At 37.0% G+C, this 12,025-nt stretch carries 11 protein-coding genes; all 11 read right to left on the reverse strand.

The features are described from left to right. Positions 1–46: 46 nt before the first annotated feature. Positions 47–1,684: an O-antigen ligase family protein gene (locus E0H89_RS11840; RefSeq protein ID WP_131217351.1), complete on the reverse strand. Its 1,638-nt coding sequence runs from the start codon at positions 1,682–1,684 to the stop codon at positions 47–49. Positions 1,685–1,757: 73 nt separating this feature from the next. Beyond that, positions 1,758–2,471, reverse strand: coding sequence for a TfpX/TfpZ family type IV pilin accessory protein (tfpZ, locus tag E0H89_RS11845; RefSeq protein WP_131217353.1), 714 nt, complete (start codon positions 2,469–2,471; stop codon positions 1,758–1,760). Positions 2,472–2,499: 28 nt separating this feature from the next. Beyond that, on the reverse strand, positions 2,500–4,005 hold the full coding sequence (locus tag E0H89_RS11850; RefSeq protein ID WP_131217354.1) for a fused MFS/spermidine synthase: 1,506 nt from the start codon (positions 4,003–4,005) through the stop codon (positions 2,500–2,502). After that, positions 3,995–4,612, reverse strand: a complete 618-nt coding sequence (locus tag E0H89_RS11855) for a fused MFS/spermidine synthase (protein ID WP_171459161.1) — start codon at positions 4,610–4,612, stop codon at positions 3,995–3,997. The genes E0H89_RS11850 and E0H89_RS11855 overlap by 11 nt, the downstream gene beginning before the upstream one ends. Then, positions 4,609–6,261: a phosphoethanolamine transferase gene (locus E0H89_RS11860; protein WP_131217356.1), complete on the reverse strand. Its 1,653-nt coding sequence runs from the start codon at positions 6,259–6,261 to the stop codon at positions 4,609–4,611. The genes E0H89_RS11855 and E0H89_RS11860 overlap by 4 nt, the downstream gene beginning before the upstream one ends. Positions 6,262–6,312: 51 nt before the next feature. Continuing rightward, positions 6,313–6,798, reverse strand: a complete 486-nt coding sequence (locus E0H89_RS11865; protein WP_131217358.1) for a pilin — start codon at positions 6,796–6,798, stop codon at positions 6,313–6,315. Between the two features lie 197 nt (positions 6,799–6,995). Then, on the reverse strand, positions 6,996–7,556 hold the full coding sequence (locus E0H89_RS11870) for a TPM domain-containing protein (RefSeq protein ID WP_131217360.1): 561 nt from the start codon (positions 7,554–7,556) through the stop codon (positions 6,996–6,998). After that, the gene (locus E0H89_RS11875; protein ID WP_250697865.1) at positions 7,550–8,578 is read right to left on the reverse strand and encodes a TPM domain-containing protein; all 1,029 of its coding nucleotides are present in this window, start codon (positions 8,576–8,578) and stop codon (positions 7,550–7,552) included. Before E0H89_RS11875 ends, E0H89_RS11870 begins: the two co-directional genes overlap by 7 nt. A gap of 79 nt (positions 8,579–8,657) precedes the next feature. Then, a complete protein-coding gene (locus E0H89_RS11880; RefSeq protein ID WP_131217364.1) occupies positions 8,658–9,248 on the reverse strand; it encodes a LemA family protein in 591 nt (196 codons plus the stop codon). Positions 9,249–9,392: 144 nt separating this feature from the next. Further along, a complete protein-coding gene (locus E0H89_RS11885) occupies positions 9,393–10,280 on the reverse strand; it encodes a metal-dependent hydrolase (RefSeq protein ID WP_131217366.1) in 888 nt (295 codons plus the stop codon). A 313-nt stretch (positions 10,281–10,593) separates the two neighbouring features. Beyond that, positions 10,594–12,015 carry a glutamate synthase small subunit GltD family protein gene (locus E0H89_RS11890; protein ID WP_131217369.1) on the reverse strand — a complete coding sequence of 474 codons (1,422 nt, stop codon included), beginning with the start codon at positions 12,013–12,015 and terminating at the stop codon, positions 10,594–10,596. Positions 12,016–12,025: the final 10 nt, after the last annotated feature.

Genomic DNA, 12,025 nt, shown 5'->3' on the forward strand with positions numbered 1-12,025 from the left:
AAAAAAGCCGGTTCAAATTGAACCGGCTTTTTTAGTTTTCGAAATCTTATTTTTCAATAGTGGGTTGAGCCAATGACGCATAATCCAGATCAACTTTACGTAATGTTTTCAATAACCACAGTTGATGTTTGGCTTCTTGCTCATAGCCATTGAAAGCCAAAACTTTGGCATACTTGATCAGGTCGTATTTAGTTGGATAGTTCAGCACTATTTCTTTAATATCCTCCAACTGTTGCGCATTTAGCTTGGTATAGGGATCCATTCGAATCCATGCAATACGTCGGTTAAACTCTTCTAATAAATAAAGTTGATCTTGATTGGTAATTTTCTCAGGCGTTTGCTCATAACGCATGGATTGATTCAGTTTGGGCACCATAACTGAATAATCTCTGACAATTAAAATCAGCAATATTAAAGAAATCGCATAACTCACGCGCATATAGTTGGGTGAAAGTGTAATGGTTTTAATATTGGCTTGCTGAGACTGAACCAGACCAATAATAAAACCTACTGGAAGTAGGAAATAGGCATAGTATTGCGGGAATTCCAGCATTGAGTGAATCAGCACAGCGCCAATCATTAAAATACCAATCACGGATTCAACCGAATTGACATGCTTGTTGAGTTGGTGGCCCCAATAGCCAAAATAGGCTAAAAATGGCAATCCAATCAACAGACCATTCCAGAGCACAAAATCAAGAATAAAATTATGTGCGCTACGAATCCACACAGGCCCTTGGAAGTGATCACTAACCAATGTATAAGCGACACTGGTCTGATTCCAGCCATAACCAAACCATGGGCGATCTGCAATCGCATGCAGCATCTGCTCCCAAATCGCTAGACGCGACATATCCCCGGTTGCACGCGCAATTACATCTTTAGTCTGAGCAATATTTGCATCGGTGATTTGCCCAATTAACTGAGTAACAGCAGGCAATATTAAAATGAAACCAATAAACAATCCAAACCAAGCTAAAGCGTAATACCATTTTAAGCGGATAAAACCTTTATATTGTTGATAAGCTCCATAAATTAAAATACAGCAACACGCCACCCATGAAGTTCTAGACTGACTTAATGCCAAAGCCAATAACATAATTAAAGAACACAGACAGGTTATCCAGATTTTTAATTTCTGTTTTTCATATAAATACAGACAGCCTAGTAATGACATAACCAAGAAGGTTGCCATATTGTTGGGTTGAGCAAAATTTGCATAGGGACGAACCGCATTTTGCATATTCACCATACCGGGAATATAAGCATCCAGTGTTAACCACTGGCAAATGGCAATAATTCCGGTCAATGTTCCCGTCATTAAAAATACACAGCTTAGCCCGGTAAAAACCTCTTCACGATCTATTTTTTCTACCGATAGGTTATAGCCAATGACTATACTCAGCCAAAAACCAAAGACAAATAACGTACTGGTCAAAGCTTTATCAAAGAAAAATAATTCATCAGCTAAGTATTGAATTAGCGGAATAATTGCCAAAAGCAAGAACGGTAAACTTAATACAGGGAGTCTAATTTTGTCTCTTAAATATATTGCAGCTAAGGCAAAAATGGATAAAAAGGCAAAAAGTTCACCAGTGTAAGTGACCCATGGGCGGTAATGGATAGGGAGAAGCCAAGCCAATGAGATAAAAACACTAGCCAGAAGGAACAAGAAGAATTTCATGAATAAATCAGTGAAAATAGAATGGGCATATGATAATAAAAAAGCAGATTAAAAGATAATCTGCTTTTTACGTTTATTCATCCCAAGGTCTTAAGTTGACAACACCTATAACTTTGCCTTGTTCTTTATTCAGCAGAACCACTAATCCAAGTCCTGTGGTACGAAGCGGCATCCATGAATTTGCTTCAGGATATTCCTGCAAAATTCTTTCAACATCCTGTTTAGGATTAAATTGCGTTAAATCATCTAATGCTAAGGCATGTTGATGCAGTCTTGTCCTTGCCAAAGATAAATCCGCATACGTGCTTGGCATTAACTGTGGCGCAGCCAAAATATTGTTGGGATTTTTGGCATCATTGACTGCGACCCACTTGAGTCCCATAAATGAATTCGACTGATACTGCGATTCTGCCTTTATTTGATCTTTACCATCTACGGCATTTGCAGGAACTACCTCAAATACCCAACCGGTTTGAACAATCCATGCAGGGCGAGACTGAGTAATAGCATAAACACCATAGCTTAATGCCATAAATTGAATAAGAATAATAATACTCAAGTCCATTTTTAAGGTTTTCTTACCTTCTTTATAGACCAATAGACTAAGTAAAGGTCCTAAAGTTACATCAATGGCTAGTAACATTAAAAAAATAACCGTGACACCTTCAGCATGTGCTAAAGGTGCTGGATACCATACTAAAAATACCAAAACCACCAATAACAACCCCAAAAAAATAGAACATGTTAAATGCCCTAAAAAATATCGAATTCCTTTTGAAGCTAACATACATTATATCCTTTGAATTATAAGACGATTACAAGCCTTTACCATATTTAAATTCGGTAATCATATTGTCATCTGTAATAACTTCTAAATCTTTATTTTTCTGATTAAATTTAATAACTTCATAAGGAATAAGGGTATTTTCAGTAATTACTTCTGCTGCCTTCTGGCATTGTGCTTCATTGGAAAATACAGCACTTTTTGTCAAAGGATCTTTAAGAAGACATAGGTTATTTTTTATTTGATTAAAATTAACCTGTTGTGGTTGATTAGCCCCAAGAATAAAAAATTTATACTGATACACATATGGAAAAACTTGGTGCGCCGTCACATAGGCATTCATAGATTGAGTCGTATTATAAAATGCTAATCCAGTTTTATTTAACCGATCATGAATAATCTGTATAAAATTCTGACTCAGCAAGTTAGAACCGTATGCTCGCCAATGCCACGTTGTATTCATTAAAATAATATCAAATTTTTTCTGATCATTTTTTTTCAACCATTTGCGACCATCATCAATCACAATTTCAATACGAGGATCATCTAAAATCCCTCGTACTTCGGGATACATTTTAATTAGTTCAATATAGTTAGGATTAATTTCAATAATGGTCATTTTTTTTATGTTAGGCATAAGACTAAGCACTTTAGCCCAAGAGCCCGTACTTAAACCAATCACTAATACATGTTCAGCCTGAGGTTTTAAAGCTGTCAACAAAAAAGCACGATCAATACCATTCGAATTATGAAAAATGTTTGTATTTAATTTTCCATCATAAACATTTGCCCCAAATACAATTTTATCTTTTTTGTCATCATATACTTGAATAATACCGTGCTTGTTTTCTAATAATAAACTTGGATAAGTATTTTCTTGATAACTGTTTTTCGAAAATTCATGAAAAAGTTTTTCCGGCAATGTCATTAGAAAAACAGGGAAAATCATAAACACCACATAGATCAGTTTTATTTTTTTATCGTCAATACACAAACAAGCAGTAACTAATGTCATTAAACAAATGAACAAATACACTTGTTGCGTATTTAGATAATCTAAAGCAACAAAACTAATTAACAATGGTGCTAAAGCACTACCAAAAACATTGCAAAAATAGACATTTGAAATTTGCGCACCTGTTTTAGAGGTCGCTGTTCCCACATGATGTACCATTGGAAAAATAATACCACGCACAGCAGCACAAATAACCACACACAATCCCAATACTAAAATAGAGGGTGAGAAAAAATAACTATATGCATATACCAATAAAATTAACAATATATCGGTTAATGCAGCAATAAAAAAAATCTGCCCTAAAAGGTTTAGTTTTACATTTTGATTGGTTTTACAGATTTTTTTACCAATTTGCGCACCAATAGCAATACCTATAAGAAATAAAGCCAATGTATAAGAAAAAGTTTGTGGAACAGACATGCCAACAAAAGAAATGAGGCGCATCCAAATAATTTCTTGCGCAAGACTTAAAAAACCACTAAAAAAAGAAATGATGTAAATAATTTTATTATTCGTCATGATTTTTACGTCCATATATCGCAAATATAAGCGCTGCAATAAAAATATTTAAACTTGCTGCAAGGTAAATTGTTTGTGACAACGTTAAATAATTAAATAAAATGAATCCTGTCGTTAATGCCCCCATTGCTGCACCAAGTGTATTATAAACATAGAGTGTTCCAATGGATTCACCTACATTTGCAATATAGCGATTAAAAAAACTGGTTAAAATTGGAAGCGTAGCGCCCATTAAAAAAGTTGGAAAAATAAGAAGTAAAAATGTTATGCAGCTCAGTATTAACAAACTGCTGTGTATAAATGCATCTTGTATAAAATAAATTAGACTTGCACTAAACAAACCAAAGCAGCCAATACCAAACTCGACTAAGCAAAAGATGATCAAAACATAGCGACTAAATTTATCTGCAATTCGTCCACCAAAATATGCTCCTACGCCTAAGCCTGCCATAAATACAGAAACAATCACCGTAATAGAGGTTAAATCCACTCCAAAACCAGTAAACAATAATCTTTGCCAACATACTTGATAAATTAATGCACTAAACCCAGATATAAAAAAAATAGCAGCTAAACCTGACAGCATTTCGTGTGTGTTTTTTTTCATTTTATTTCTCTACATAATCCATCAATTTTGGCATTGTCATAATTTATTCCCCCCGATACAAACCGTGGATAATCATTGAATTTTTTCAATAGACTGCGCTGTAATAAATCATCTTTTATAGAGATATCTGCTGCATCTAACAGCGTTGGAAAAATAGCAGTTTGATTGACTTTACGCTGACTATTTAATTTTAATTTTTCAATTTTATCGAAGTACAAATCTTGATAATCATTTGAATACCATGCAAAACTTGCTATTTCAAAATTACGTGCAGTTTCCAAACCATGACCACTTTTCGGGCATCCCTGATCAAATAAATCTTCTCCATGATCCGAGCTATAGAGTAGAAATGAAGCTGTATTTATTTGTTTATCTAAAATATTAATAAGTTGATTCAAGACATAATCGGTATACAAAATACTATTGTCATAGCTATTTACCAACTCTTTCTGAAATACCTGATCTTGCAAGCTATAATTCTTTAACTCCATCAAAGATGGTTTAAAATGGTCAAAAGACTGAGGATAGCGATGCACATAATTATAGTGACTGCCTAAAGTGTGTATGACAATAAATTGCTTTTTTTCATCACTCATAATAATTTTTTTAAACTCAGGAACAAGTACCTCATCAAATACACCTGCATCCTTATAGCTGGTTTTATTTAAAAAAAGAATTTTATCTGCTTCCTTCGCATAGACTGACGTGCTGGTATCAAAAGCTCCAAATTTCTGTTGTGTCGACAACCAATAAGTTTTAAACCCAGCTTCTTTAAAAGCAGAAATCATAGACTTTTCTGGAAAATCATACCGATATATATTTTTCTCTAATTTTCTAGTTAATATCATAGGAAGTGAACTGCGTGTTTCACTTGATATAGAAAGCATATCTTCAAAATTGACGAGGTTTTTTTGCTGGCTCAAGCTCGGATTTGTTTTTCTTTTATACCCATTAAGTTGCCAGTTTTCACGACGACTAGTTTCCCCAATCACCAATACATAAACTTCTTTATCCTGTATTTTCTTTTGTTGTTCTGCATAAAATTTAAATTTTTTATTTTTTTCAAAAGCCTGATTTATTTTTTTTTGTTCTTTAGCAAGATTATAACTACTAATCACTAAACCCAATGGATAGGTTTGTTTTAAATCCATTAGAAAACTATTTTCTTCTTCCACTAAAAAATTATTTCCTGAACTTCCAAATGCTGCATTAACTTCATTGACGACTGTGGCATTAAAACTATAACCCGTTAAAAAATACAATGTTCCCAAAGCTAATATAAGATAGCGACTCCAATGAAACCATACTTTGGGATGATAATAATTTTTATAACAAATATAAATGCAAAATATTAACCATAAAAAATAAGCGAATAGATAAAAATAAATATTCGCTCCTAAAAATTGTATAGTCTCTTGAAAATTTGTTTCCAGAACAATGCTGAGTAGCTGCTCATTAATTCCAACATGATAAATTGAAATATAATAAAGATATGAAGGAATCAGCGCTAAAAAAGGAAAAAGAAGAAAAGAATATTTTGTAGTTTTTAAAATAGAAAATAAATAAATAAAAACAAAAAAGCTAATCAAAATTAAATTTATATTTTGATGGTAAACAAACAAATATAAGTCAGGCAATAATAAGTACATAGGCTCACATAAAAAAAGCCCTCACTAGAGAGAGCTTTTTAAATTTAAAAATTAGGTAGAAGCTTGACAACCAGCTGGACGGTATTTTGCTTCAACAATTGTGAAACAGCGCCATGTACCATCTACAGCACGTGTCCATGTCAATGAGTTAGCTGTTGCTTTTTTCACATCAGCGGCCGCAGAGTTACCAAATGTAGCAACGATTGTTGCAGCACCAGTTGCAGCAGTAATTGTTACTTGTGGTACACCAGTGCCAGCAGCAACAGCTGTAGAACCATCTTGCTTATCACCTGTTAGCAAATTAGAACCTGTAGCATCTAATTGGCACTCAGTTGCTGCTGCACCAAGAGTTGTTTTACCATTTAGTAAACAATTATCTACAGCTGTCTTAATTGCTCCAGCTTCACCCATTACACGCGCAACTTGTGAACGAGCAATATAATTTTGATATTGCGGAATCGCAATTGCAGCCAAAATACCGATAATCGCTACAACGATCATTAATTCAATTAAAGTAAAACCTTTTTGAGCATTCATAACATTCTCCACAAATGTTTTTTGTTTATTTATAAGCTTTATAAGCTAATTTATAGTTAGCACTAACTGTGCCAAAATTGATTATAATAAAATTCACAGAAAAAACAGCAATTTGTAGAAATAAAATTGTTACAATGTAGCTTTATTGTTTAATTTGGTAAAAAAGTGACGTTTTACGTCACTAATCCACCTATTTTCTAGCCTAATATGATCGGATTATTACTCAATTCATTCTGCTGATCTATTGTTGACTGCGCATAAAAATTATTTAACACATCGCCTATATTAAATACGCCCGCCATAACGGCTTCCCGATATTGGTGTTTGGAAAGTTGTTCAGTCATTTTTTGGCAAATTTCATCCCAAACAGTTTGGTCGGTTTCTTTTTGAATTCCCCGATCAATCACAATTTCAACTTTTTGTTCACATAAATTTAGATATAAAAGAATGCCACTATTCAACTCGGTATCCCAAACACCCAGTTCAGCAAAAAGTTGTCGTGCACGCATTTGAGTATTTTGATAGTAGGCTTGATTTGAAGGAATATTTCCCTCAATCACCACCTGGATTTCTCCTGCATGTCCATATTCCGCTTCCATCACTGCCTGTGCGATTGCATATTGATCCATTTTATTAAAATAGCGTTTAGCCGCAGGCATATAGAAAAAATGCTTTAACCAGCGTTTAAAGCTTGGTTGATTCATTTCTTCCATTTTAGGTTGTGTGATAATTTCTGTTGTTTCTGTTTTAGTTACCATGATCCTGATGCTCCTCCCCCGCCAAAACCACCGCCTCCACCGCTATATCCACCGCCACCTCCAAAGCCGCCACCACGTCCTCCACCGCCACGACCTGCAGATGCTAAAAACAGCTGAAAAATAGTTTGCGCAATAGCCGTAATCAGTAAAAAGAAAATCCCACCGCCAATCAATAAACTGGTGACCAGTCCCGCTCCATTCACCAAACCCGCTACAGTTCCAGCAACGGCGGCAGTAGAGGCACTTAAAGGTTTACCCACAATAAACGAGCCAATAATTCCTGCAATTAAAATAAACAAGGCCGTACTAAAAGTTTTTTCTTTGGCTTGCTGTTCATGTAAAGCTTTTTCTTGACGCTCTTTCAGCTCTTGTGCAGCTTGCTGGGCTACTTCGGGATCCATATTGAGTACTCTTTCTATTTCAACCAGACCTGCATCAATCCCTTGAGCATATTGCGCCTGTTTAAAATAAGGCGTGATCTGATTTCGAATAATACGACTCGCCACAATATCGGGTATCACACCTTCCAAGCCGTAACCGGTCAAAATTTGAATACGATGATCATTTACTGCAATTGCCATCAGCAAACCATTGTCTTGCTTGGTTGAACCGAGTTGCCATTTTTCAGCAATACGCATGGCAAAATCAAAAATATCTTCTTGTCCTGTAGTAGGCACAATCACCACCCCAATTTGTGCCTTGCCTTGTTGATGAAGCGCTAGAATTCGCTGACTAATTTCCTGTTTCTGGCTTTCAGTTAATATATTTGCCTGATCTACAACCGGTGAGTTGAGCGTTGGCAGTCCACGAATCGATTCACCCTCAGCCATGTCATTGACAATTTGTGGCGATGAGACTGTTGTGTCAGTCGCCTTTTCTTTGGCTGCTTTCTGATTTTGAGAGGTCTGCTGCTGATCCTGAATGATTTTACTGGTAACGATAGCCTCAGCATTTTCATCTGTAGCCGTGGCGACTTCACTCCATGTCACTGAACTGATAAACACACCAAAGCAAACTAACATTGCTTGCAGCAAAGTTATGGATGAAAAGTATTTTTTATAAGAATCAGACATCAGCAATCCTTATTCAGCAATCAATGAATTAGTCGAAAGATACTTTAGGGGCATTTTGTGCACCTTGTTCAGCACTAAAGTTCGGTTTGGTATGCATCCCAATCACTTTAGCCGTCATAACCTGCGGGAACTGACGTGAATAAGAATTAAAGTCTTGAACTGTCGCAATATAACGGTTACGTGCGACTGCAATCCGGTTTTCAGTCCCTTCAAGTTGAACCTGTAAATCACGGAATTGTTCATTGGCTTTTAGATCGGGATAATTTTCAGAGACTGCGATCAAACGCGATAATGCACTGGTCATCTGCGCCTGTGCTTGTTGATATTTTTGAAATAAGGCAGGATCTTCCAAAACTTCTTTATCTACTTTTAATCCGGCGACATTCGCACGGGCTTGGGTCACTTCTGTTAGAACTTTTTCTTCATGTTTGGCATAACCTTTTACAACATTCACCAAGTTGGGTACAAGGTCGGCACGGCGCTGATATTGGTTTTGCACTTCAGACCAAGATGCTGTTACCGCCTCATCTTTGACCTGTAGTGTGTTATAGCCGCAACCAGATAAGGTTAAAGTACTTACAAGAGCCATAGTGACTAAACTTTTTTTCATTACGTTCATAAATTTATATCCTCTATATTTCTTTGTATTTGTTTAAATATTTTTATTGTAAACATATTTAGGCCGAGTTCTGTTTAATTTCAGTACTTCAGAGCTTGCATAAAAAAGGGCCAATATTTCTATTAGCCCTTGTGATTTGGTTACCTAATTGATTAAACCTAGTTTTAATTCATGTTGAAAACTTTTCATCTGGTAATCTTCTGCCAAATGCCTTTTCCAATAATTCACCATTTTGCTGTAATCAATTTCCGAAGGATGAAAATCAGTTTTAAAATAAGATAAGTATTCTGGCATGAGCTGTACAAACATCTTGCCGAGTAAATAAAGACCAAAAATATTGCCGCCAACTTTCGGCAAACTTTTACGTTTATCCTGTAGAAATAGCCGTGTGGCAGAATAAAAAGTAAGGCTAGCGAAACCTGTAGTTACGCTACGCATAATCATACGTCGAATTTTATCATCACCATACACGGCTTGATACACATCAAAAGCCACTGCACGATGCTCAATTTCTTCAATCGCATGCCACACCCAAAGCTTTACCGCATCATCATCTAAAGTGGCTAACACTTCTGGATGTCGAAGAATATATCCGCCCAGTAATGCCGTAAAATGCTCAAAGGCACAGGTAATCGCCAATTGAATTTTAGGATGTAAATTTTTGACATAGTCATTTTTACGCGCAAGCCATGCCTGAAAGCGATCTAAATTATAATCCTCACTCCGCCAAGCCTCATTAAACTCGGCATGGGCTTTTGAATGCATCGCTTCCTGCCCTATAAAAGCCGCGATCTGTGCCTGCAACTTTTCATCTTTGACTTGATCACGCACATTCCGAACGCTATGCACAAAGAACTGTTCGCCAATCGGAAACGTTGAAGAAAGTGCAGTCAGCAAATGTGACATTACGGGTGAATTGGCAAAATAGTGTCTGCGAATCAGTTTTGGGTTAAATTGCAGCTTTCTGACTGTAATTCCCATAGCTTTTGGACGATTTTGATATGATTTTTCTGTCGCCACTTGTTGTGTCATAGTCTTAATCCTAAAAATTGATCAGATAATAAGCACAGTATGGACAGCAATTTTTATGAGAGGTATGGCAGAAGCGCTTGTTGAATTAGCGAAAAGTTTCAAAAGTTTTTCTTCTAAAATTCTCCCTCTCCTTCTAGCAGACATGTTGTCGAATTCTCACAATTTACTTTTGAAATTCCGCCCTCTCTCTAACTCTCTCCCACAGGGAGAGAACCTCCATTACATTTACTACTTTCTCATTTTCTCAACATAAAAACCCGCCGAAGCGGGTTTTTAAAATTTATTTAAAGCTTAATCAGATGAGAGATTCTACTTATATATCCAAATAATCCAGAATACCTTCAGCTGCTTCACGACCTTCCCAGATTGCAGTAACCACCAGGTCAGAACCACGAACCATATCGCCACCGGCAAAAATTTTCGGATTAGACGTTTGGAAGCGGTATTGTTGCTTTTCAGCTGCAACCACACGACCCGAACCATCTAGACCAATATTTGCGCCTGCAAACCAGTCTGCTGGACTTGCACGGAAACCGAACGCTAAAAGTACTGCATCCGCAGGTAAAACTTCTTCTGAACCTGGAACTGGTTCTGGACTACGACGACCACGGCTGTCTGCTTCACCCAATTGAGTTGTCACAACTTTAACACCTGTGACTTTACCGTTTTCACCGACAATTTCAATTGGCTGACGGTTGAACATGAAGTCCACACCTTCTTCACGCGCATTTTTTACTTCACGACGTGAACCCGGCATATTTTCTTCATCACGGCGGTAAGCACAGACCACAGATTCCGCACCTTGACGAATTGAAGTACGGTTACAGTCCATTGCAGTGTCACCACCGCCCAATACAATCACCTTTTTGCCTTCAACGCTGACATATTCAGAAGCGTCTTTTTCCCAGCCTTGGGTACGATTCACATTGGCAATCAGGAAATCAAGCGCATCATGCACACCCTCAAGATCTTCACCTGCGAAACCGCCTTTCATGTAGGTGTATGTTCCCATACCCATGAATACCGCATCATAGTCAGCAAGAAGCTGCTCGATGGTGATATCTGTACCGATTTCAGTGTTTAAACGGAACTCAACCCCCATACCCGCGAAAATTTCACGGCGGCGTTTCATAACGTCTTTTTCCATCTTGAATTCTGGAATACCGAAAGTTAATAAACCGCCAATTTCAGGGCGTTTATCAAATACGACGGGTTTAACACCATTACGTACCAGAATGTCTGCACAGCCCAAACCTGCAGGACCTGCGCCAATAATCGCAACTTTTTTATCTGTCCATTTTACGTTGGACATGTCTGGACGCCAGCCCAAAGCAAAAGCGGTATCATTGATATATTTTTCAGCATTACCAATGGTGACTGCACCAAAACCGTCATTTAAGGTACAAGCACCTTCACATAAACGGTCTTGCGGGCATACACGACCACACACTTCTGGCAATGTGTTGGTTTGATGGCAAAGTTCCGCTGCCTGAAAAATACGACCTTCAGCAATCAGTTTTAACCAGTTTGGAATGTAGTTATGTACTGGACATTTCCATTCACAATACGGGTTACCACAACCTAAACAACGGTGCGATTGATTGGTCGCAATTTCCGCTGTAAAGGGTTTATAAATTTCCACAAACTCTGCTTTGCGGACAGTGAGATCTTTTTTCTCTGGATCTTGGCGTGCTACATCCAGGAATTGAAAGTCATTGTTTAGGCGCTCTGCCATGTCTCTCTCC

This window comes from Acinetobacter sp. ANC 3781, from assembly GCF_004331285.1.
Taxonomy (GTDB): Bacteria; Pseudomonadota; Gammaproteobacteria; order Pseudomonadales; family Moraxellaceae; genus Acinetobacter.

Coding starts and splice junctions, on each gene's coding strand:
- E0H89_RS11840 (WP_131217351.1), bottom strand. CDS start 1,684: ATGAAATTCTTCTTGTTCCTTCTGGCTAGTGTTTTTATCTCATTGGCT.
- tfpZ (WP_131217353.1), bottom strand. CDS start 2,471: ATGTTAGCTTCAAAAGGAATTCGATATTTTTTAGGGCATTTAACATGT.
- E0H89_RS11850 (WP_131217354.1), bottom strand. CDS start 4,005: ATGACGAATAATAAAATTATTTACATCATTTCTTTTTTTAGTGGTTTT.
- E0H89_RS11855 (WP_171459161.1), bottom strand. CDS start 4,612: ATGAAAAAAAACACACACGAAATGCTGTCAGGTTTAGCTGCTATTTTT.
- E0H89_RS11860 (WP_131217356.1), bottom strand. CDS start 6,261: ATGTACTTATTATTGCCTGACTTATATTTGTTTGTTTACCATCAAAAT.
- E0H89_RS11865 (WP_131217358.1), bottom strand. CDS start 6,798: ATGAATGCTCAAAAAGGTTTTACTTTAATTGAATTAATGATCGTTGTA.
- E0H89_RS11870 (WP_131217360.1), bottom strand. CDS start 7,556: ATGGTAACTAAAACAGAAACAACAGAAATTATCACACAACCTAAAATG.
- E0H89_RS11875 (WP_250697865.1), bottom strand. CDS start 8,578: ATGTTAGTTTGCTTTGGTGTGTTTATCAGTTCAGTGACATGGAGTGAA.
- E0H89_RS11880 (WP_131217364.1), bottom strand. CDS start 9,248: ATGAACGTAATGAAAAAAAGTTTAGTCACTATGGCTCTTGTAAGTACT.
- E0H89_RS11885 (WP_131217366.1), bottom strand. CDS start 10,280: ATGACACAACAAGTGGCGACAGAAAAATCATATCAAAATCGTCCAAAA.
- E0H89_RS11890 (WP_131217369.1), bottom strand. CDS start 12,015: ATGGCAGAGCGCCTAAACAATGACTTTCAATTCCTGGATGTAGCACGC.